This is a genomic window from Deltaproteobacteria bacterium, assembly GCA_016931625.1.
In the GTDB taxonomy this organism is placed as follows: Bacteria; Myxococcota; XYA12-FULL-58-9; order XYA12-FULL-58-9; family JAFGEK01; genus JAFGEK01.
Genome location: JAFGEK010000066.1, coordinates 1 through 23,784 on the forward strand (window position 1 = coordinate 1; position 23,784 = coordinate 23,784).

Consider the following 23,784-nt stretch of genomic DNA (forward strand, 5'->3'; position numbering starts at 1 on the left):
ATCCCCCCAGTGTAAGGTAGTTGCTACAGCTATAAAGCAATTCTGATGCCAATGTTGGTGATTAAAAAAGATTTGTAAAATCAAGTAACTATTTGTTTGAGCTATGTTTGAGAACTAGTAGTGTCGCATTTTGCGACACTTTTTTTAACGTTTGACACCGTAATTGGCCGTAATTGCGGACACCATAATTGCGTAATTGCCTTAAATATGGACACCTTAAATGTGCTAATGCGAACATTTATCGTGGCGCTTATATAATATTCACTTCACCCTCTTGATGAATACTTCTTTTCGTGACAGCATCGCCACCGCAATTTAGATTTGCCTAGCCACAATTATTTTTTAAGTAGCTAGATTTATTGAAGAAGCAGCAGAAACAGAAGTATTAGTGAAGGCTATGATTGAAATGGATGTGTAGTTGTAAAGACGTAACTTGCCACGAAGGAGCACAACATGAAAGTAAAAAGCTTTTGCAGTGCCTTATTATTTATCGTTGGCCTTGGCTTATTATTAAGCAGCTGTAAAAAACAATCTACAGAAATTAGCGAGTCTGAGGTTAAAGATACTCCAACAACCGAAACAGCAGAAGCAAAAGAAGCCCCCGCTGCAGCAGCAAAATTAATTCTCACTGACGAAAAACCAACAGGTACCTTAGAAATCTATTCCTGGTGGGCTGGCGATGAAGGACCAGCGCTTGAAGCACTTATTGATCTTTATAAAAAACAAAATCCAGAGGTAAAAGTCGTTAACGCAACAGTAACTGGCGGTTCAGGTGTTAACGCAAGAGCTGTATTAAAAACCAGAATGCTTGGTGGTGATCCCCCGGATTCTTTCCAAATACATGCTGGACAAGAACTAATCGGTACTTGGGTAGCTGCGGAAAGAATGATTGATCTTACTCCACTTTATGAAGCAGAAGGCTGGAAGGAAAAATTCCCGCAAGATATGCTTAAATTACTGGGTACTAAAGATGGGATCTGGTCAGTACCGGTAAATATTCATCGCTCAAATGTAATGTGGTATATACCTAAAAATTTAAAAAAATGGGGGGTAGAAGTTCCTAAGACTTGGGATGATTTCTTTAAGATCGCCAAAAAACTCAAGAAGAAAGGTATTACTCCATTAGCTCTCGGTGAAAACTGGACGGTTAATCATCTATGGGAATCAGTTGCTTTAGGTGTGCTTGGGCCAGAGAAATGGGAACAACTATGGGACGGCTCTCTTTCTTTCTCAAGTCCTGAAGCAATTAATGTTTGGAAAGTATTTAGTCAAATTCTTGAGTACGTAAATAAAGACCATGATTCGCTATCTTGGCAACAAGCTACTGACCGCATGGTTAAAGGAAAAGCCGCATTCAATATTATGGGTGACTGGGCGGCTGGGTATATGAGCACTACTCTTAAACTCGAGCCAGGCAAAGGTTACGGTTGGTCTCCATCTCCTGGCAGCAATGATGTATTTATGTCACTTGCTGATAGCTTCGGATATCCCAAAGGCGCAAAAAATCCTCCTGCTTTAATTGCTTGGCTAAAACTATGCGGTTCTAAAGAAGGGCAAGATGCTTTTAATCCACTTAAGGGCTCCATCCCTTGCCGCTCTGATGCAGATATCGATAAGTACAACGATTATTCAAAATCAGCTTATAAAGATTTTCAGTCAAATAAAATCGTCGGCAGCCTTGTGCATGGTGTAGTTGCAAATGAAGGTTTCTCAAACAGCTTCTCAACAGTAATGGGAACGTATTTACAAAACAAAAACGCCGAACAAGCGGCTAGTGCTTGTGCTGATATCGCCGCAAAAAACGGAATTACTAAACAATAAACGCATATAATTTGTCAGTTAGGCCGAAATAACTTATTTTTAGAGTAATTTCGGCCTAACTTTTTTTCTACTTAACTTATGCGCGCCTCTAATAAAGAAGTTAAAATATCGATTTTGGTATTATTACCGTCGATTATTTTTTTAGCTATTTTTGTTTATGGCTTTATTGCCAATACATTTTCTATTTCGTTAACCGATTGGGGCAGTGGTAGCGGTGGTTTAAAAGAAAATCCCGTAATCAATTTTATTGGGGCGCAGAATTATAGTGAATTATTTACTGCCCCTTTTTGGTCAAAATTTAGGCAAGACTTAGTTAACGCTGTTTTTTACTGGATAGGCATTCTTGCTGGCACTATTATTCTGGGTTTCTTCATCGCTGTACTACTTGATAAGTATCCAAAAGGCGAAAGTTTTTTTCGTACGCTGTTTCTTTATCCGATGGCTCTCTCTTTTATTGTTACCGGCACCGTATGGAATTGGCTGCTGCAACCTGAAGGTGGCATAAACATGCTACCTACTTTCATTGGATTGCCTAAGATAGAATTTCAATGGCTTAATGAGTATGGCACCATTCTTAAATTCGATTGGAATCATATACCAACTATAATTACTGTTATCATTGCTATAGTTGCATTTATCTTTGCGGTGAAAAATTTTCGCAATTTTTACAGCAAACGTTTTTTGCTGCCAATGTCATTGGCATTGTTAGCTATTGCTTTTGCAATAGTATCACGATGGGGTATGACACCACTACTGCCATATGAAGAGCCTCACGGTTTTAACATTGGTATAATCGGGATTATTTTTGCTGCTATCTGGCAATATGTCGGCTACGCTATGGCGGTTTACTTAGCCGGGCTGCGTGGATTATCGCAAGACTTATACGAAGCGGCAAAAATGGATGGAGCCAGCGATGCCGCTTATTACCTTAAAATTGCCTTACCAAATTTAAATCCCATAACCCTTAGTGCAATAATTATACTTTCACATATATCATTAAAACTATTTGCATTAATATTCGCGATGTCAAAACCAGATAACCCAATAACCGGACATCCATCTGTCGATATGTTCTTAACAACCTTCAGAGGTAATAACTTTGCCATGGGTGCAGCAATGGCTAGTTTGCTTTTCCTATTAGCTTCGTTGTTTATTATTCCTTACGTAGTTTATACTTTTAAACAACGACAGCGATAAAACCATGGCTCGCAGCAGACTGCATAAAAAAAATCCCATAACTTATATAATCCTCATCGTTTTGGCGCTGATTTTTTTAGTGCCGGCATATATGACCATTATTACTGCATTTAAAGATCCGGCTGACATTAATCTTAGTACGGCTTGGATCCCACCATTAAGTCCAGACTGGGCTGCATTCATAAAAGCTGTACGAGAAATATTACCAAGCTTTGCCAATAGTCTGATTCTCACTGGGTCAGCCACCTTGCTTTCGGTTTGTCTTGGCTCAATAAATGGTTTTGTTTTTTCGAAAAAGGCATTTCGTGGTAGTGAAATCATTTTTACTTTATTTATCTTTGGTATGTTTATTCCCTATGAAATTATTCTCATTCCATTGTTTCAAATATTAAGTAAGGTAGGTCTTTACGGAGGTCTCGCTGGGTTAATCGGTACTCACATCATCTATGGTATACCAATAGTTACTTTGCTTTTTCGTAACTATTATGATCAAATTGACGATGCCTTAGTAGAAGCTGCCAACATGGACGGTACAGGATATTTTAGTTTATATTTTCGTATATTTTTGCCACTTTCAGCTCCTTGTTTTGTCGTTGGCGGTATTTGGCAATTTACCCAGATATGGAATGAGTTTTTATGGGGTATTACACTTACCACTGAGTCCACCCAACCCATAACCGTCAAACTCTCAAAACTCGCTGGTGGCGAGGCAGTTAAATGGAATGAACCGATGGCTGGCGCGATAATTGCGGCTATTCCGGTAGTACTAATCATGCTGTTTCTTGGCAAATATTTTATTCGTGGATTACTTGCTGGTTCAGTAAAGCAATAATTTATGCCTCGCTTACGGCGCTAGCGCATTAGAAATATAAAAGTGTATTTTGTATACTGAATTCTGTCTCTGCGAATACTTGATTAGTTAAAAATATTTATGGAGAGATACGTGCAAGACTTATTTCAGGTTAAAGATATTTTAGCACAACGTTTTACCGGCGATGATAAAATCGTGACGGTAGTTGCACCAGGGCGGGTTAATCTCATCGGTGAGCACACTGACTACAACGATGGATTCGTATTGCCTATGGCTATCGATATGCAAACTTCAGTGGCCGCACGTTTGCGAAATGATAACCTCATCAGGATATATTCTGTAGCGTTCAATGAGACTATATCTTTTTCGTTAGATCGAATGGGAAAAAAACAAAATCCGCCATGGAGTAATATTCCACGTGGTATACTATGGGCGCTTATTTGCGAAGGCATTAAACTTCGTGGTTGTGATTTGGTGATAGGCACCGGTGTTCCTGTTGGGGCAGGGCTTAGTTCTTCTGCCGCGGTAGAGGTAGGAATTAGTACGGCAATTTTATCGTTAATCAATTTTGCAATGGCTCCTGCACGCTTGGCAAAAATTTGTCAGCGAGCTGAAAACGACTTTGTTGGCACCCAATGTGGCATTATGGATCAGTTTATCATTGCTGCCGGTAAAAAGGGGCAGGCGTTGTATCTTGACTGCCGTAGCCTTGATTTTCAACACATTCCTTTGATGTTGGGTGATTATCGCTTTGTAATTTGCCACAGTGGTGTCAAACGCAGTCTTGTCACGGCTGGCTACAATGAGAGACGTTTCGAGTGTGAACAAGGTACGCACATTCTGCAAAAGCGACTAAAAAATATTTTAGCACTACGTGATGTAAGCATCGAACAACTCGAAAAATATCAGAGCGAAATGCCTGAACACATCTATCGACGATGTCGACATGTGATTAATGAAAATAACCTTGTGCAACAAAGTGTAGCAGCTCTGCGGGTTGGTAACCTTCATCGTTTTGGTGAATTGATGATTGCATCACATTACTCGCAACGTGACAACTTTGAAGTAAGTTGTGCAGAGGTTGATTTGCTGGTTGATTTGGCGCTTGGAATTAAAGGTGTGCTTGGCGCACGTTTAACAGGTGGCGGCTTTGGTGGATGCACTATTAATCTTGTTGCCAGTGAGTCCGTTGCGACATTCAAGCATATGGTAGCAAGCGAGTATGAAAGGCGTACGAATATAAAACCCCAATTTTATACGACCAGTGCAGCACAGGGTGTTCACTGTCTGAGTATGGGTGACAGTGGCAGTTTTGCCGAAGGTGCCAGACACCATTAGTTGGGACACCAATATTTTGGAATTGGAGATATTAGGGGTAAGGAGACCAAAGAGTTAGAAATGAAAACGATATACCAATGTAGTGAAATATAATACATTACACCCGATCATGTCTCAATATGCATACATGTTTTGGTTGGATATTATTGCTAACCTTTGGGTTAATTCTAATGAAACTGAAGGAGATGCAATAGATAACGATGCAAATGGTTATATAGATGATTATAAAGGATATAATTTTATAGACGCTGCGGGTACGTTGGTAGATGATACTGGTCATGGTACTCATGTGGCAGGTATTATTGCAGCTACAGGCAATAATGATATTGGTATCATTGGTGTTGCACCTCATGCTAAAATTATGCCCCTGCGTGCATGCAGTGTTGCAGGGTGTCCAGTCGATCTTATAGTACAAGCTTTACAGTACGCCACAAATAATGGCGCTGATATTATTAACTGTTCTTTTGGTGGCATTAGCGAAAGTAAATTACTAAATGATGCAGTTACTAGTGTTATTAATCAAGGCGTCATAGTTATAGCGGCTGCTGGTAACGATAGCTAAGATGCTTATCGAGTGAGTCCAGCTAATATAGATGGAGTTATTACTGTCGGGGCATCAATTAAAAATGGTGAACGTGTTTGGTATTCGAATCTCGGTGGTCGTGTTGATGTATTAGCTCCTGGTGGCACATCAGTGCTTTCGTTATTGGCGGCAGATTCAATATTTTCTCAAGACACTGAGAATATTGTTGGTGATGCTAATGGCAACGCTCAGTATTACATAAAAAATGGTACAAGTATGGCAGCACCAATAGTATCAGGTGTGGCGGCGCTGCTTTTACAAAAATGGCCTCAATTAACTAGCGAACAGCTACGCATTATTTTGCATAACTATGGCGCAAACAAACAAGAGTGGTCAAATGACGATTCTTTCGCGGTTCTTGAAAATATAGCAGTTATGTTTGAGTCAACTATACAACCCGCCAAATTGCATGCATTTATCACAAAACCATCATATTTAGCTGCAGCGCCAAATAATTATATACATGATAATGGTTCGATAGAAGTTTTTGGTATAGCAAGCGGCGAAGATTTTGCTGGTTACGACATAGCTACTGCGACGGTTGAAGATTATCTTAACGATACGCCGAATTTTGTTGTGCGCATGCAGGGGACAGCACGAGCAGAGCAAGAAAATCGTCTTGCAGTTTTAGATAGTGGGTTAGGTATTAACGGGGCTGCATTATTTATAAGATTACGGGTGTTTTCTACAAACGGGCAATATGTGGATGCTATTCGTGCACTATTCGTAGATACAACTTTATCACCCGGATGGCCGCGACAGAATTCAGGTATTGGTTATCGTGCTGATTCAGGCTTTTCACAACAAACCCCAATCACTGTTGGTGATTTAGATGGTGATGAAATCAATAAAGAAATCATTATCAGTGCACCAGTAAAACCCGGCTATCCTAGTCTTATAGCTATCAATCATGATGGTAGTTTGGTTAATGGTTTTCCTGCTGGTGTTATTTTAAATAATAATGAGTATTGTATGCAGTCGAGCATCTATCCTCCCGCGATTACTGACCTTGAAAACGACGGTGAGCTTGATATTGTTTGGTCTACTACTATGTTGGGTGGGCCAACGTATCTTGTTGCGGTTAATTCGCATGGTGTATTAAAAAACGGTTATCCGATTATAGTAGACAACAGCCAAAGAGATTTAGCTTTTGCACCTGTGATTGTTGATATAGATGGAGATTTAAAAAGATGTCAATGATACCTAAGAAAACAGGAAGGATTGCCATGGCACCCTTATCCATGGCAACGGCCATCGTCGTATCGAAGACTTGGAGTGCCGCATCGGCAAAAAAGAGCTAGGCGAGTGGCTGTGGCCTGAACCTAATCGCTAAAACTCCAAACGCTATACCCAACAATATCGTGCGACTGGCGAACATTAGCGCGAGAGCAGATTAAAAATCCATCGTGCCGACTGTAAATGTTTCTTTAGCTTCAGTAAGTCGCAAGGTAATAGTCTTGCGTTTCTCATTTGCTCGACCATAGTTGGTGAACAAATCGAGCTGTAAAGTTACCGCACCCGTGAGTGACTGGGCTCTGCTACCAAAAAAGTTGGTCTCGATTTTGTAAGTGCCATGCATGGCTTTTTTCAAAACATACTCTTCTGGACCGTAACCTTGAGTAAAGTCTCGCGATACCAACCCACCAATAGTAGTTTGGTTATGGCCATAATAGGCCTTTTCGCCAGAAGGTTCGATTACCCACAAGTCAATATCGGTAAGATCAGTATCCCATGAAAGCGAAATGCGTACATCGAGATCAAGGAGTTTAACCAAGCGCGGGTCAATAGGAATAATTTTAATACCCTTAGCTTTGGCTTTAGGAATGATACGGTTTAGTTCCATAAGCGCTATAAGTTCTATTTCTTCAAAGCGATCCCAACGATTCATTACCACATGTGCTAGTAATTCCATAGAACGCTTAAACTTATTTTGATCGGCAAGCACTAAAGCAAGGTCACGGTAAGATTGTGGTTCTTCGGGACGAAGGCGTAAAACCTCTTCGAGAACCATAGCAGCAAGATCAAGATAACCAAGTTGGCGAAGTTTGTATGCAAGTGCACGTAAAAGTGCCGCATCATCTATTTGTAATTCTGATACATTAGATAGAATCTGTAAACTAAGAGCCTTGTCATGCATTTGTGCAAAAAAGTCGGCGCAATCAAGAAAGAATGCAGGCGAAGTGCCAAAAATTTGCTTTTGTTCAAGGTAAGTTTGGTAGCGTTGTGCTTTAGTTACCGATTTTAGTTTTTTAAGATAGGGAGTATCTGGTGACCATGGTTGGATCTCTATAGTTGGCTCATTTTGACCCTGTTCCATATCAGTAGGTTTTTTGCTTGTTTTATCTTTTTTTTCAGTAGGTTTGGGAGTAGCGCTTTCTGCAATTTTTTCTTCTTCAGCAGGGGGAGCGCTTGGGGCTGGCATTGGTGCAGACATCGTTTCAACAGGCGCATCGAGTGAGAGATCATCCGAGCCATTACGACGACTTCTGGCCGCACTCTTTTGGCTAGATTCTTCAATATATCTAAAATTTGGTGGATATCTGAACTTCATATTCCACCAAGCAACTCGCCGCTCCCACATACTTAATATATTTGCCAGCTTATCAGCATTTTCACGTTGTTTTTGTTCTTGGCGTTCGGTCATGACCCGATCCCATTGTGTCCGCATATCGGCGAGCATTTCTGGGGGTCGAATATTATGTTCGATATATTGATTAAGGCTTTCAAGCACAATCAATGAGGTTGCCGGAGTTACGAGATTATACTTTTGACCGATATTAAGTAAGGCTTGATGGTTTTGTTCAGGTAACACCGCAAGTTCGTTAACTTTTTGTTGCGCCCAAAAACGCGCCACTATATCACCATAGCTCGAATTTCTGGTGCTAAGGCTATAGTGTAACCGTTGTTGTTTGACTCCTTGTATGCCAAGATCAACAACTAGTTCCGCAGTTGGGCTTAAAAGCTTGCCTGTAATTAATAATTGTTGATGTACTGGTTGCCCAACTTGCGGAAATACTTGTTCGACCTTGCCCGTAGTACAGGTTATGGACATTACTGACAAACTTGCTCCCCCTAGAGCGGCTACTGCTTGTGCCGGTGTGGTACTAGCAAGATTGAAAAAATCACCACCGGATTGTTGCGCAAGCCATCGCAAATAAAGGGAGTTAAGGGTTAAGTCATCACTAAAGGCAAAGAGTGGCGCTTTAAACCCTTTGGCTTGTGCTAAACCAAAGTTTGATAAGCCATCTGAAAATAGCAGGTAGAGGTCAGAAATTTTATCGCTACTTGCTGGTGATATAGAACCAAGTTGGGTTCCGCCATCGTAGGTGGTGTTGCGTAACTCATTAACAAGTTTTTCGGCTTTACCATTAATTATAGTAAATATTTTTATCGGCCGAGTGATATTAGCAAATGTAATTAGCTTAACGACAATCGGTCTGCTATTAAAACGAGCAAAGAAGGCGGCTAGTACATCAAGTTCTTTTTGGTGATTGCTTTGGGCGCGTGAGTTAGAAGCATCCCATAATATTGTTACAAGCCCTGGTTGTTTAGGTTTTACACTAGCTGTTGTTGATGCTGTTGGTAGTTTATCATTTACCAAAAAGTGGGTTTCAGCATTTGGTGTACGCTCAATTGTTACTTGCCTTCCATATTTATCAGCGTAGGTCAAAGTAAGCTGACCAACTAAGGCTTTATTATTAATAGTTGTTTTGGCAGCATAGCCATTCTCGGTCTTATAGAAAGGAAGCTTTTTTAATCCAGGTAGCTTAACACTAGGGGTACTGTTGCTACCGTCAGTGATTATATTAAGTAAAAATTGTGCTAGTTTGTTTTTATAATTTAAAGGTACGGTATATTTAAGAGTACTGGTTTCATAATCGAGGTTGGCAACGTATTTGACCATTAAGGTACGACAACCGTTTGCAGGTATCGGATAAACACGGGTTTTAAAGTTATTGCCTTTAGCCCATTCTACTAGACCAGGATCTATGCCTTTACGGACTTCTTTTTCAAAAACAACCTGACCTTTTTCTTTTTCGACTATAACTCCGTCTACAAGCAAACCATTCACATCAAGGCCATAACCACTAAGGGTAGCGCCATCAGGTAAAGGAAAATATAGATTACCCTCAAGGACACGCCCAAAGGGATTGCAGAAGGTCATGGTAGTCGTAGTTTCTGCTAACATGCCCACGACGTTAATTTGCATGTCGACATTTTTAAGTTGCAGAGACTCCGGCTTGGCGTCTTTTCTTAAAACGAGGACGGTTGGAGTAATATTTTGAGCGAATCCAGTGCCAGAGAACAAAAGAATAGAACAAAAGAATAAGAAAGGCGCTAAATAATTTACGCATTGAATAACTCCGTATGAGTTACAAAAGAGTACATCGTAAGCGGGCGCTGAATGCAAGTAATGAATAAGAAAATCCTTTTTTACATTAGTTTTTTTAAATATTTTTTAGCAAATTCAATTGCTCGTGTTGCCGCAGTATCAATAGCTGTTTTAAGATAGTGGCTTGGTTGTTCAGAGAAAATGGTATCATTAGTGATCTGAATTGCGATGATATGTACTGTTTTTGGCATATGATATCCCAGCTCAGCACCAAGTGTTAGAGCAGTGGGCAAATCGATTTGATGTCCAGAAACGAGATGTGAAGATCGCTTCAGTGTATCACTTGATAGTTCAACAATAGTGCCAGGTATGCTATCCGGCAGTTTTATCGCATCAATGATTATTGCAATATTATAACCGGCCAGGATATCGATTAACGTAAAACCACCGATTTCAGCCTCTTGTATTTCAATTTTATTTTTTATATCTGGCTGCTTTGCAAGCATAGCACTAGCAGTGCGTGAAGCATAAATTCCAACGCCATCATCACAAACTAGAGTATTGCCTAATCCTAGGATTAATATACGTTTTACAGACATAGTAGAATAAGCATATAGACCAAGTCTTGAAGATTGTGCCAAATAATTGTTATCGCTATGTGACATTTATACCACAAAGGTTATTTTTGTAAAAAAACGAGGCGTTAGGTAATGGTGCGAATTATTTGTATTGAAGATGAAGAAGACCTGCAAAAGATTTTATCATATAATCTCAAACAAGCCGGTCATGATGTTTGGGTGGCTGCTACAGGGCAAGAAGGTTTAAAATTAGCCTCAGAAAAAACGCCCGCTTTAGTTTTACTTGATTTAATGTTACCAGATATCTCTGGAAATGAAATTTGTAAAACACTTAAACGTCAGCCCAAAACTGCTGAAATTCCAATTATTATGCTGACAGCAAAAGGTGAAGAAATAGACCGTATAGTAGGTTTTGAATTGGGAGTAGACGACTATGTAGTAAAGCCATTTAGTATTCGCGAGTTGATGTTGCGTATAGATGTTATTTTACGACGCAATAAAAAAGAAGTGGTTTTACACAAAGAGTTTGTATTTGGTGTTTTACGCGTTGATCTTGATGCTCATCGAGTTTTTGTTAATGAGCAAGAAATATTGCTTACCACTCTTGAGCGAAAACTTTTAATTACCCTTTTTAGCCGTAAAAATCGAGTACAAGAAAGATCTGTGTTATTAGAAGATGTCTGGGGTATTGAAGCTGATATTACTACAAGAACTATTGATACTCATGTAAAACGTTTACGAGAGAAGCTTGGTAAAGCTGGTGATTATATCGAAACCATTCGTGGAGTTGGGTATCGCTTTGCGGAGCATCCTTAAATAAGGGTAAGAGATTGAAGCTTGGAATACGCGCGAAGCTTTTTCTTTTTTCATTAGGTTTTATTGCAATCTCATTGATTGTATCAGACGTCTATTTATCAAATTCGCTTAAAAATTATCTTGAAAGTCAAATACAGAACGATTTGCTTGTGCGTTTAGAGCTAGTACAACATGTGGTTACTAGCAAAGTGTTAACTAACGCGGTGATACAAAAAGAGACAAAGACGTGGGATAGTATTGCTGATGAGTTGGGTAAATTAGCCCAAGCTCGGGTAACGATAATTAACAACACTGGCATTGTGTTAGGCGATTCAGAAATACCGATTGCACAAATTGCAACTATGGAAAATCACGATAAACGTCCTGAAATTATTACTGCCTTAAACAATAAGTATGGGGTCAGTTCACGCTACAGCACTACAATTAAAAGTCGATTGCTATATGTAGCTAAAACGTTTGCAATAAATCAAACAGATAAAGGATTTGTACGTCTTGCTTTACCATTGATTGAAATCGATGCATCAATTGCGGCGTTACGACGGTTGTTACTTTGGGCCTCTTTGTTAACGCTTATTGTTGCTATTGTTTTATCGGCAGGGGCAACGCAACTCGCCTCACGTAGCGTTCGTGCCTTAACAACAACCGCCAAAAAAATGGCCGCTGGTGATTTATCAGCTCGTACTAATATTACTGGCCACGATGAACTTGCCGCCTTAGGGTATGCTCTTACAGAGTTAGCAACTAATCTTTCGCGGTCCCTTACTGATTTACGTTCAGAACGTGATCTTCAAAGTGGCATTTTAACGGGAATGCGTGAGGGAATATTATTAATTGATAAAAAAGGCGCTATTGCACTTACCAATCCAGCTTTTCGTGAAATGTTTCTAATAAGTAAAGATAGCGAAGGTAAGCCACTGCTTGATGCTATACGTCATGCCGAACTCAAATCATTTTTAGATCATGCTGCACAAGCACAAGCAGCAATAACTGGTGAGATTTCGGCAGCAGGTCTAAAGCCGCGACGTTTGTTGTTACATGCTGCAAAGGTAGGTTTTAATGATGATTTACTTTGTGTGTTTTTCGATGTAACCGATATTCGTCGTCTCGAATCATTACGCAAAAATTTTGTAGCTAATGTTTCGCACGAGTTGCGTACACCGGTTGCCTGTGTGCGTTCTGCTCTTGAGACACTGCAGTATGCTATTAATAATGATCCCAAAGCTACGGCAGATTTTATCGAAATAATAGAACGCAATACTGAAAGACTACACCATCTTATTGAAGATTTACTTGATTTATCACATATTGAATCGCAACAATTTTCGCTTAATTTTGAGTCGGTCGCGTTAATATCCACATTGCAAAAAACGATTGGGTTTTTTGCTAATCAAATTGACAGTAAGAACATAAAAATAACTACCGATATCCCAGAAAATTTACCAATGTTACGCGCTGACCATCGTGCGCTTGAACAAGCGTTATCTAATCTCATAGATAATGCAATTAAATATTGCCCGTCTAATAGTGAGATTTCTATTAGCGCTGCAATAATCGAAAAAAATATTCGTATAACTATTGCCGATAACGGTCCTGGGATTGAGGCGAAACATTTACCGCGCCTCTTTGAACGATTTTATCGTGTTGATACGGGTAGGTCTCGTGAGCTTGGTGGTACTGGTTTAGGGTTATCAATAGTCAAACATCTAATTGAAGCAATGGGAGGTAAAATATTAGTTGAGAGTATAGTAGGCAAAGGGACCAAATTTGAATTATTAATACCTTTAATATAGAATTTTGTTGTTACAGAACTCACCTAATTTTCACAATTTTGTCATAAATTTGTAACAAGTGCACGATATAAAGCTAGCAGACATTTATTTAAGGAGTTAGCAAATGACTTTGCGTGCATTGTTAATATCAGTTTTATTAAATAGTTGGTCAACGATCCGCAAACTAATAGTGGCAAGGATGAATTTTGGCACTACGATATTGGTTTAAATTGGTATATCCAAAAAAATGAGACCAAAATGCAGCTAAATTATTATCGTTTTCAGTATGATGATGCAGAAGCAGAAGACCAAGTAATATTAATGGCGCAAGTGGCTTTTTAAGGTTTGCCCTTTTTAATTTGAGCGTATTATCTAAAAATAGCTAAATCTTTTGTTGATAGTTGCCATATCTGATATGCACAATTTAAGTAATTATTTAATTACGTGCAGATATGGCAACTGAAAGATTTGGCGATCCCGTTTTAACACCACCTGAGCTTGCTCCGCGGGCAATTGGTGCCAAACCGCTAAAAAAATCCCACATTAAATGGCTATGGGGCATTATAGGTTGTACTCCGGTATTGCTGGCTTCAATGGCTACAAATCTTAATCCGATAGGTACGTTAATCGCGACATTTATGGGTCTAATAGGCGCTCTTATACTTGCCTTATTGTTAAGTCGTTCGGCATTTTTTTTAGGAATAGGCAGCATACCACAAACTCGCGCTGCATTTGGAACTCGTGGCGCAGCTTTAGCCTTGTGGTTACGCATTGTTATTACTATTGCATTTTTTAGTGTATGGTTTGCAACAATAGCTTCATGGGTAGAACGATTAATAAATGCGTTAAAATTTGTATTGCCCTCATTTATCACTAAAATTCATTTTGATATAGCCGTACTAGCTGGGGTGTTCTGCTACATTTTTATAATTATATTTAGTAGTTATATAGTCGCCTGTCGTAACACGCAACAGCTCGCTAAAATAGTTCGGGTGCTAATACCCATGGGATTAACGCTAGCCGTCTTGCTTGCGGTATATGCGATTTATGTCGTCGGCATTAAAATAGTGACTACATTATCATGTACTTTCCCATCGACAAGTGAGCTGGCAGATGCCAGTGCCGGAATTATTGCATTAGCATTACCGGGAATATTGATCGTAAACGACTGGTTGCGTTTTCAGCGCGGCGCCTCAGTGCGGCAAGAGGTCAGAAGAGGTATTTTTAACTTTTTTTTTATGGCGTTTTTATTGTTATTAACACGTTTGATTTGGGCTCAAGCTTCTATACAAATACGTGGTTACGCCAGTGGTCATCCCATTCCTGACATCGGTGCGTTTGGCGGGATAATTGCGGCTAGTGCGGCGTTATTATTAATTGCATTATTTAGTATCGGTTTTATCTCTCTTATTGGTTTGCAAGGCACAGCTTTTGCACTGCTTGGTATTTGGCCGTATCCAAGACGGATGCGGTTTTTAATTTCAAGCATAGCTGTTGTTATGCTTACTTTAGCTGTGTTAGATTGGCATTTATTGCCAGTAGATTTACTTAAACCATCTCTACTGGGCAGCCTGTTAGCTGGTTTAGTTGGTATATTGTTGGCTGATGAATTACTACGTCGTGGCAGGACTAACACCGAAGAATTATTTCTATTTAAAAGTACATATTGGCCATTTGCCAGTATAGCGATTGCTGCAGTAACCGCATTAATTGCTGCAACATTATCGCATCCACTGATTCTGGGTTATCTTCATTGGTTTTCAATCGCACAAATTATTAATAGGTTTGGTGGTAATAATAATGCAGGTGTTATGCTGCGAGGTTTGACTATTGGAGCGCTAAGTTATTTAGTATTATTACCGTTAGAGCATGGTGCATATCGTTTCATTGTATTGTTAAAACAAATTCGCCGGGGCCTGAAAAATAGACGCATAGCTAAAGCCAATCAATTTGAATTTTCTGCAAGTAATGATCGTACAAATCCGCATTTTATATATAAACCACAAGCTACCGTAGATAAAGATAAGCAATCGCAATAATATTTTGTAATTAAAACAATTCGTTAAGTTACGATTTGAGTTAATATCAAAATGCTGTCATTTTAATAATGGCTTACTGTAAATAAGTCTTTTTTCGTTAGTCATAGTGAATTCACAAATTTGTCACAGCATTGTCACAAACAAAGCGTAAATCATTAAATATATCGATACCAAAGGGATTGAACTATGCGAATTTTAAAAAATGTTGTCTTAACAGCAATTGTGGTTTTAGTTTTTGGATGTACATCCAATACTAAAGTTAGTTCTACGGACTCTGCTGGTGATGAAAGTATAGATATTCACGGCGCTGGAGCTACTTTTCCTTACCCGCTATATTCAAAATGGATGGATGAGTACCATAAAATAGATCCTCGTGTACGTATAAACTATCAATCTATCGGTTCTGGTGGTGGTATCCGCCAAATAACTGAACGCACTGTTGATTTTGGTGCAACTGATGCGGCAATGAAAGAAAGCGAATTAGCCAAACTTGCTAAACCGATATTTCATTTACCCATGACTTTAGGTGCGGTAGTCGTTACCTATAATTTACCAGGCATCAAATCGCTTAAACTAACACCAGAATTAATTGCTGGTATATTCCTTGGTGAAATTACCAAATGGAATGATAAACGTATAATAACCGTAAACCAAGACATTGCTTTGCCTGATCAAGCGATAGCGGTGGTCTCACGCTCTGATGGTAGCGGCACGACAGCAGTGTTCACACAATACTTAGCTAAAATTAGCCAAACTTGGAAAGAAAAGGTAGGCGAGGGTAAAAGTGTTAAATTTCCTGTTGGTCTTGGGGCTAAAGGCAATGAAGGCGTTGCTGGGCAAGTAAAAACTAGCCCAGGCAATATTGGCTATGTTGAACTTGCTTATGCCATCCAAACTGGACTGCCATACGCTACTATCAAAAATAAAGCTGGTAGTTTTGTTCAGCCAACTCTTGAAAGTATTACTGCAGCTGCTGCTGGATCAGGAGATGCTACTCAATTACCTGAAGATTTACGTATGTCAATTGTTGATGCAGAAGGCAAAGATGCTTATCCGATCGCAGCTTTTACATATATTCTAGTTTATGAAGAGCAAGCTGCTGCTGTTAAAGGAAAAGCCTTAGTGCAATTTCTATGGTGGGCTATTCATGAAGGCCAAAAATTGGCTCCACCTTTGCATTATGCCCCGTTACCACAAGCTGTAGTTACAAAAGTCGAAACAAAACTTAAATCTTTGCATGATACGGCAGGTAAATCGCTGCTTTAAAATATGAAACTATTACAGGATATAACTACAAAGGTCGCTGCTTTTAATATTAGCCGTGGTTCACAAAACGGTGAAGTTAATCGCGGCGACCGTATTTTTCGTTTTATTACCGCGAGCTTTGCCGCTTTAATTGTTTTAATGCTTGGCGCTATGGCTCTGCAAATGCTGCGTGCATCTGCGCCAGCTATACGTGAATTTGGCTTAGGTTTTGTGGTTAGCCGTGATTGGGACCCAGTTCGTGATTTATTTGGTGCCTTACCATTTATTTTTGGTACTGTTGTTTCATCGATATTAGCTTTAATCATTGCCGTGCCTATTTCATTAGGCATCGCAATTTATCTCTCAGAATTATCCCCAAGTATGGTGCGTAAACCATTAGGTTTTATCGTTGAATTGTTAGCCGCAATACCTAGTGTTGTTTACGGCTTGTGGGGTATATTTGTTTTAGCTCCCTTGCTTCGTGATGATATTGAACCTGGTTTATTACCGATTTTTGGTGGAGCGGCTCGCGGTTTTGACATGCTTGCTGGTGGGTTAATACTAGCGATTATGGTTTTACCAACCATTACTTCAGTTAGTCGTGAAGTAATGCGCGCGGTTCCAAAAACTTTACGCGAAGGTGCTTTAGCTCTTGGGGCTACACGTTTTGAAACAGTATATACAGCGGTACTACCTACCGCGTATTCGGGGATTATCGGAGCAGTCATTCTTGGGCTTGGCAGAGCACTTGGAGAAACAATGGCAGTTACCATGGTAATTGGCAATCGTGCTGAAATATCAACATCAATTTTAGATCCAGCATATACTATGGCTAGTGTGATTGCTAATGAATATACTGAAGCGACTGGCGACCTGCATTTGGCGGCATTGTCAGAAATTGCTCTTTTGCTTTTTGCTGTGACTGTAATCTTAAATATTGCCGCACGATTGCTGGTGTGGCGAGTCAAGCGCATGCCTAGTGGTTAGGAGATATCGTAAATATGGATTCATATCGACGTCGCCGCTATATAGATAAAATTGCGCGAGGCGCGTGCATTGTAGCTTTATTACTTGCTTTGACACCTTTAGTAAGTCTACTAATTTATGTTGCTAGTAAAGGACTTGGTGGGATTTCTTTAGAGTTTTTTACTGAATTACCTAAACCTGTAGGTGAGCTTGGTGGTGGTTTTGCTAATGCGATAATTGGTACATTAGTATTAGTAGGGATTGCAACAGCAATTAGTTTACCACTTGGCGTATTGGCGGGTGTTTATTTATCAGAATTTGGCGGCAGTACTTTTACCAAGATTGTACGTTTTAGTGCGGATGTTATGTCAGGTGTACCTTCTATTGCGGTAGGTGTTTTTATTTATACACTAATCGTTGTAGCGATGCGACAGTTCTCTGCTTTTGCTGGTGGTTTAGCTCTTAGCATCATTATGTTGCCAACAATTACGCGTACAACTGAAGAACTTATCAGATTAGTGCCAAATTCTTTGCGTGAAGCTGGTTTAGCTCTTGGAATGCCCAAATGGCGGGTTATTGTTCGCATTGTTTTACGTACTGGGGCTCCAGGAATTGTAACTGGTGTAATGCTAGCTATTGCTCGGGCTGCTGGTGAGACGGCACCACTATTATTTACTGCTTTAAATAATCGTTTTTGGTCGATTAGTTTAGCTAAACCAATCGCGTCATTGCCTGTGCAAATTTATACTTACGCCGTTTCACCTTTTGAAGATTGGCATAAGCAGGCATGGACCGCAGCACTTGTATTGGTGGTAATGGTGTTAGTGCTAAATATTGGCGCGCGGATCATTACCTATACGCGTGGAGGTAATTAAGTGAAATCCGATTTAGAGATTCGGTTGCCATTATTGATGCGACACGCACAGAAAGCAATTGCAGAATCAGCAATTAGTAACAATACAATTATTGCTAATCCAGAGACAAATAATATTCAAAAAATGCAAATTGAAAATTTGTATGCATGGTTTGGAAAATCTGAAGCAATAAAAGGCATTTCATTAGCTATTGCAAAAAATCAAGTTACGGCAATTATTGGCCCGTCTGGATGTGGCAAATCTACATTACTTCGATGTCTAAACCGCATGCACGAAGTTACTGAAGGTGCTTATGCTAGCGGTAAGGTTTTACTTGATAATGAAGATATTTATCGACGTGACATTGATCCCGTATCAGTACGTCGTCGTGTTGGTATGGTATTTCAAAGACCAAATCCGTTTCCGACTATGTCAATTCGGGATAATGTTTTAGCTGGTCTTAAACTTAATGGTGTTCGTACAAAAAATGATGACGAATTAGTTGAGAAAGCGTTGACTCAAGCTGCTCTCTGGTATGAGGTTAAAGATTCATTAGGACGTTCGGGTGCCAGTTTATCGGGTGGTCAACAACAACGTTTATGCATAGCGCGCTCTTTGGCTCTTGAGCCTGAGGTATTACTAATGGATGAACCATGTTCAGCATTAGACCCCATTGCCACAGCTAAAATTGAAGAACTAATTCATGAAATTAAAGACCGCTATACAATAGTGATTGTCACTCACAATATGCAACAAGCTGGTCGAGTCTCTCATTATACCGCTTTTCTTTATATGGGAGAACTTGTGGAGTTTTGTGACACTGATACGATGTTTACTCTACCAAACAATCCACGAACCGAAGATTATATTACTGGCCGATTTGGTTAATCACCAAACGAACTATTGGGTAAATTATGAATCGTAAACATACAGATCTCGAATATGAAGACGAATTACGTAAACTGCGTGAGCGTTTATTACTTATGGGTGCAAAAGTAGAAGAGATGTTGAATAAGTCGATGCAGGCTTTAGTTAATAAAGATAGCGATTTAGCATATCGCATGATCGAATACGATAATGAGATAGATGAGCTTGAGCTTGCTATTGATAATCTCTGTTTGCGGGTTTTAGCAAAGCGGCAACCAGTTGCCTCAGATTTAAGATTTATTACTTTAGCATTGAAAATAGTTACTGATTTAGAACGTATGGGTGATCTTGGGGTAAATATATGTGAGCGCACAATTGAGCTAAATACTGAACCACCATTGAAGCCGTATATCGATTTACCTAAAATGGCTGACGTGGTTCAATCAATGATTAAAGATGCTCTTGATGCATTTGTTTCGCATAACTCCGAGCATGCTCAAGCTGTACTTGAGCGAGATCATATTGTTGATGCTTACTATGGGCAAATATTTCGGGAGCTCTTTACCTATATGCTTGAAGATCCTAAAACTATTCATCGTTCCATCAAGATACAATCTATTGCAAAGTATCTTGAACGCATTGGCGATCATGCAACTAATTTGGCCGAAATGGTAGTTTTTATGGAACACGGCAAGGATATTCGTCATCAGGGACGACAAAAAAACGCCAACCCTAAAGAAAATAAACCTCATGGGGTGCTATTTTTGTGCGTACACAATGCAGTGCGCAGTCAAATGGCTGAAGCTTGGGCAATAAAAACGTTCCCGATGGGAGTGCGTATCTGGAGTGCCGGCTCACAACCAGCAAAGGAGATTAATCCATTAACTATAAAAGTAATGCAAGAAGTTGGCATTGATTTACAAGGTGTTAAGCCAAAAAGTTTCTCTGAAATACCAATTGGTGATGTTGATACTGTTATCAATCTTTGCAAAGAAGAAAACTGTCCATATATACCTGGCGAATTATCAAGACAATCATGGAATTTGCCTGATCCAACACAGGCGACAGGTAATGATGATGAGGTTTTGCAAGCGTTTCGTAAAATACGCGATGAAATAAAAAATAAACTTGTAACATTTATGAAAGCATGGGCATGATTTTGTTAAAATTAATTAGTGTTTATAAGTTTTTTTATTTGTGATATTTCGAAATACGCAAATGCGGTGATAAGAAAGGAAAGTATTTTTGATCAGCTTTTAATAAGTGTTCTAACACTAGTTGTTTCACTAAGACATCAACTAACTTACTAAAGGTTAGTGAATTTTTATTTTTAATGTTAGTAAAAAACTTTTTAAACCGTTTTAATAGCTCTAAATGTAAATCTATATGTTCATTTAAATAAGGATATTTGATATCTTTTAATATTTGTTCTTCATGTTGAAAATGCATTTCCAGTGAATCACGCAATTGGATAAAGCGATTTTGTAATTTATCAACAGGGGAATTTGTTAGCAGAGCTTCAAATATAGCATTACCCAAAACAAATAACTCAATATGCTCTTGATCAATTCTTTCGGAGCCACTTGAATAGCTAGGATCCCAAACTAGATTTAATAGTCTAATTGTGTGAGTATCTGAGGACTGAGAGGATAACTCGCAACGATCACGGCCAGCGTTTTTTGCTTTATATAGAGTATCATCAGTTCGTTTTATCCATTGTTCAAAAGTTTCATGAGTTCCTAATTGAGTAACGCCAGCACTAATAGTAAGGCGACCAACATTTGGGATATCGGCTTCACGTACTTGTTTACGAAGTCGTTCAGCAATTTTTAAGGCTTCTTCACCACCAACACCCGGTACAAGTAGAACAAATTCTTCACCACCCCATCGACAAACAACATCAAATGATCGGCAAATTTTAATAGCAAGCTGTGCTATAGCAACTAGTGCTTGATCGCCAATAAGATGTCCAAGACGATCATTAACATCTTTGAAATGATCAATATCAATCATGATTAATGATAATGGCTGGCCATAACGATGACTACGTTCAATTTCGTTATGTGCGACTAATTCAAAATGACGACGATTATAGGTACCGGTAAGTTGATCAGTAGCTGCGGTTATTTGTAAAGTATTAACTATATATTCAAGCTGATGTACCTTTTCATCATGACGTGGTGATGATGGGATTATGTGTAAACTCAATAAAATACTTGGCGGAAGTTCATTTTTTGTGGTTTGCGGAATATTGTTAGCCCGTAATTCAACCCAAATTTCATTTTTAGTGTGATTTTTAATGGCAAGACGGGTTGGCTTAAGTTTTTTATGCACTTTTAAGCAATCAAGAATAAATTTTGCATTAGCCGTATCAGATGATTGCAATAGGTCAAATAATGCGTAACCTACGAGTTGCTCAGGATTTTCAAATCCAAAAATCTCCGCAGCCCCTTGCGAAGCAAATAATACATTCTCATGGTAGTCTAATACAATTAAACCGTCAGTAGCTGCCATTAAGGCGGTGGCGATTTGTAGCAAATTCAATTTCAGACTCCCGATAATTATAGACAATTTCCACGCAATCACCGCAGGTGGAAATTGCACTAAGTTCATCAAGAGAAACATAGCCATGTAATTAACAAGAATGCTAGGGATAACCAGCCCAAGTTTCTAAAAATATTTCAACGCGGTGTGCAGTAAAATCCCAAAGGGCATTATTACTCCATTGTTTAGTAAGATTATAACTAAAACGTAGCCCGAGAAAATCATTGATGCGAAGGCGACTTTCAATGCCAGGCGTAATCCAAGTGTCTTGCTCTTTTTCTCCAGTAGCCAATCCGTTAATATCATAAGCTGGTCGATTGGCATAACTTCGCATTCCTGCTCCTAAACGAATACTATTAGTTAGATTCGCAAGAGTTTCCCATTGGATAGTTAAGGTGGATGAACCTTGAGTATACGAGTCATAATTTTTTATTAAATTAGAATTTATGTTTGGGTCTTCGACACCAAACGGCCCTAAATAGTAATAGGTATCATTTGAATTGTTTTGTTCTATAGCAAGTGTTCCGGTTATACGAAGTGTAAAACTTGGCATAAATATTATAGTCGGTTCGGCTTTGATAAGATTACTGGTTTTACGTTGAGAAGTTAAGTTACCGTTAATATCTGAAAGATAACGTTCCATATAGTATATCGACTCATAAACCAGCGGCAGACGTATTTCAATGTAGTCGCCGATGGCTTGATCCCATTGTAGTGCGGGAGTGTGAGAGCGATTATCAAGATCATATTTTGCAAAATGGTCTTGGCGAAATTGATAATTAATTTTTAAAGTACTGGTATCACCAATTTCATAGCGTGCTCCTACTCGACCAAACATACCATTAAATGAATATTTATTGGCGAGCTTATTAGGATAATAAGCTTGTTCTCCACCTGCGGCGATAGTGGTAAATAAAGCATCTGTTGGTCGAACTCCAAAAGTTATGATACCGAGGTGCCCATAATGTCGATCGTAAGTAATAGTTTTATTGTAAGAGGAGTCACCTGCATAAGATAGCTTTAAACTAATACTGTCGGTGGGCAACCAGTTGCTATAAAGAGCCAGTCTCGCAATCCCTAAACTATCAGATAGTTCTGAAGCATTAAGATATAGATTCGTTGTGTAAGCACCGCCTATGCTAGCATTAGCGCGTAAAAGCAATTTCGTTGGTTCATTAGGTTCATTAGGTTCATTTGATTCTTGTGCTAAAGCAGACGATGTTATGAATATAATGGCAAAAATATTGGCTAATAAAATATTTAGTTGTAAACGACACATAGTTTACCTCACTTTGACAAAAACTGTTCACGTATTTCATTAGCTGTATTGCGTGGTGATAAACCACGGTTTAAACGGATGGTTGCAAAACTTAATACGTTATTAATATTGCCACGCGTTTTAAAAATTTCTTGCAGAACGCGAACAAACTGATTGCTTGCGGCGGTATTAAAAGATTTTTTTGTTAAAATTGCTAAAGCAAAAGATAAACTTAATTTTTTATCAGCACGCAAACGATTTGTTGTATAAGCGTATAGTTCAAAAGCTATTGCAAGCTTATTTGCTCCATCTTGACTATTACATACAATTTTAATCGCAGCCGATAAGTCTTTACGGGTCCAGGCACTTAAAAGTGCATCATTACCAAGGTTAATCATGGCATTTTTTGTGTTTGGCTTTTGCGCGCAAATACACGATGAAATTAAGGTGTTCTGCCATAAAGAATTTTCGGTAATTTGTTGTAAAACCGTTACTAATTTCTGCGGTGGAATATTTTTAGCTAATCCTTCGTGAAGTTTTTGTTCAAGAATACTTATAGTAATATTCTGTTGTTTAAGACGTTCAATATATGAGCGGATCGTTACCGCATTATCAGTTGATAAGTTTTTTAAATCATCTTCTAAATGTAATAATGAATCATTAGCTGCAAAACTTGCTGGCGTATTACAAATAAACGATGATAAAAAAACGAGCGTGGGTATTATATGTACCCACGCTCTAATTATTTTAGCAATTGAAGTCATC

Annotated in this window: 20 protein-coding genes; 15 read left to right on the forward strand and 5 right to left on the reverse strand. The window is 39.0% G+C overall.

The window, feature by feature from the left end:
- Positions 1-453 precede the first annotated feature (453 nt).
- The 6 genes from JW841_05690 to JW841_05715 all read left to right on the forward strand — a co-directional run bounded on the left by JW841_05690 (position 454) and on the right by JW841_05715 (position 6,950).
- Positions 454-1,821: a carbohydrate ABC transporter substrate-binding protein gene (locus JW841_05690; GenBank protein ID MBN1960418.1), complete on the forward strand. Its 1,368-nt coding sequence runs from the start codon at positions 454-456 to the stop codon at positions 1,819-1,821.
- 78 nt (positions 1,822-1,899) lie between these two features.
- Positions 1,900-3,018, forward strand: a complete 1,119-nt coding sequence (locus tag JW841_05695; protein ID MBN1960419.1) for a sugar ABC transporter permease — start codon at positions 1,900-1,902, stop codon at positions 3,016-3,018.
- Between the two features lie 4 nt (positions 3,019-3,022).
- Positions 3,023-3,850 (forward strand): carbohydrate ABC transporter permease, encoded by an 828-nt coding sequence (locus JW841_05700; GenBank protein MBN1960420.1) that lies wholly within the window; start codon positions 3,023-3,025, stop codon positions 3,848-3,850.
- A 111-nt stretch (positions 3,851-3,961) separates the two neighbouring features.
- Positions 3,962-5,167 (forward strand): galactokinase, encoded by a 1,206-nt coding sequence (locus JW841_05705; GenBank protein ID MBN1960421.1) that lies wholly within the window; start codon positions 3,962-3,964, stop codon positions 5,165-5,167.
- Between the two features lie 109 nt (positions 5,168-5,276).
- Positions 5,277-5,729 (forward strand): S8 family serine peptidase, encoded by a 453-nt coding sequence (locus JW841_05710; protein ID MBN1960422.1) that lies wholly within the window; start codon positions 5,277-5,279, stop codon positions 5,727-5,729.
- A gap of 12 nt (positions 5,730-5,741) precedes the next feature.
- Positions 5,742-6,950, forward strand: a complete 1,209-nt coding sequence (locus JW841_05715; protein MBN1960423.1) for a S8 family serine peptidase — start codon at positions 5,742-5,744, stop codon at positions 6,948-6,950.
- 193 nt (positions 6,951-7,143) lie between these two features.
- On the opposite strand, the gene JW841_05720 is transcribed toward JW841_05715, so the two are convergent.
- Both JW841_05720 and JW841_05725 read right to left on the reverse strand, forming a co-directional pair.
- Positions 7,144-9,960, reverse strand: coding sequence for a DUF2135 domain-containing protein (locus JW841_05720; GenBank protein MBN1960424.1), 2,817 nt, complete (start codon positions 9,958-9,960; stop codon positions 7,144-7,146).
- A 224-nt stretch (positions 9,961-10,184) separates the two neighbouring features.
- Positions 10,185-10,748, reverse strand: a complete 564-nt coding sequence (locus tag JW841_05725; GenBank protein ID MBN1960425.1) for a hydrogenase maturation protease — start codon at positions 10,746-10,748, stop codon at positions 10,185-10,187.
- 45 nt (positions 10,749-10,793) lie between these two features.
- On the opposite strand from JW841_05725, the gene JW841_05730 reads away from it, so the two are divergent.
- The 9 genes from JW841_05730 to phoU all read left to right on the forward strand — a co-directional run bounded on the left by JW841_05730 (position 10,794) and on the right by phoU (position 20,374).
- Positions 10,794-11,477, forward strand: coding sequence for a response regulator transcription factor (locus JW841_05730; protein MBN1960426.1), 684 nt, complete (start codon positions 10,794-10,796; stop codon positions 11,475-11,477).
- Positions 11,478-11,551: 74 nt separating this feature from the next.
- A complete protein-coding gene (locus JW841_05735; GenBank protein ID MBN1960427.1) occupies positions 11,552-13,267 on the forward strand; it encodes a HAMP domain-containing protein in 1,716 nt (571 codons plus the stop codon).
- A gap of 144 nt (positions 13,268-13,411) precedes the next feature.
- A complete protein-coding gene (locus JW841_05740) occupies positions 13,412-13,588 on the forward strand; it encodes a hypothetical protein (GenBank protein MBN1960428.1) in 177 nt (58 codons plus the stop codon).
- Between the two features lie 110 nt (positions 13,589-13,698).
- Positions 13,699-15,285, forward strand: coding sequence for a hypothetical protein (locus JW841_05745; GenBank protein MBN1960429.1), 1,587 nt, complete (start codon positions 13,699-13,701; stop codon positions 15,283-15,285).
- A gap of 186 nt (positions 15,286-15,471) precedes the next feature.
- The gene (pstS, locus tag JW841_05750) at positions 15,472-16,551 is read left to right on the forward strand and encodes a phosphate ABC transporter substrate-binding protein PstS (GenBank protein MBN1960430.1); all 1,080 of its coding nucleotides are present in this window, start codon (positions 15,472-15,474) and stop codon (positions 16,549-16,551) included.
- A gap of 3 nt (positions 16,552-16,554) precedes the next feature.
- On the forward strand, positions 16,555-17,517 hold the full coding sequence (pstC, locus tag JW841_05755; GenBank protein ID MBN1960431.1) for a phosphate ABC transporter permease subunit PstC: 963 nt from the start codon (positions 16,555-16,557) through the stop codon (positions 17,515-17,517).
- A gap of 14 nt (positions 17,518-17,531) precedes the next feature.
- Complete coding sequence (gene pstA / locus JW841_05760; protein ID MBN1960432.1) at positions 17,532-18,371, forward strand: phosphate ABC transporter permease PstA; 840 nt, start codon at positions 17,532-17,534, stop codon at positions 18,369-18,371.
- 36 nt (positions 18,372-18,407) lie between these two features.
- Positions 18,408-19,238: a phosphate ABC transporter ATP-binding protein gene (gene pstB, locus JW841_05765; protein ID MBN1960433.1), complete on the forward strand. Its 831-nt coding sequence runs from the start codon at positions 18,408-18,410 to the stop codon at positions 19,236-19,238.
- Between the two features lie 26 nt (positions 19,239-19,264).
- Positions 19,265-20,374 carry a phosphate signaling complex protein PhoU gene (phoU, locus tag JW841_05770; GenBank protein ID MBN1960434.1) on the forward strand — a complete coding sequence of 370 codons (1,110 nt, stop codon included), beginning with the start codon at positions 19,265-19,267 and terminating at the stop codon, positions 20,372-20,374.
- Between the two features lie 34 nt (positions 20,375-20,408).
- Here phoU and JW841_05775 read toward each other — a convergent pair whose 3' ends face one another.
- The 3 genes from JW841_05775 to JW841_05785 form a co-directional block, all read right to left on the reverse strand.
- Positions 20,409-21,761, reverse strand: a complete 1,353-nt coding sequence (locus tag JW841_05775) for a diguanylate cyclase (GenBank protein ID MBN1960435.1) — start codon at positions 21,759-21,761, stop codon at positions 20,409-20,411.
- A 103-nt stretch (positions 21,762-21,864) separates the two neighbouring features.
- The gene (locus tag JW841_05780) at positions 21,865-23,040 is read right to left on the reverse strand and encodes a hypothetical protein (protein MBN1960436.1); all 1,176 of its coding nucleotides are present in this window, start codon (positions 23,038-23,040) and stop codon (positions 21,865-21,867) included.
- Positions 23,041-23,048: 8 nt separating this feature from the next.
- Complete coding sequence (locus JW841_05785) at positions 23,049-23,783, reverse strand: hypothetical protein (GenBank protein ID MBN1960437.1); 735 nt, start codon at positions 23,781-23,783, stop codon at positions 23,049-23,051.
- Position 23,784: the final 1 nt, after the last annotated feature.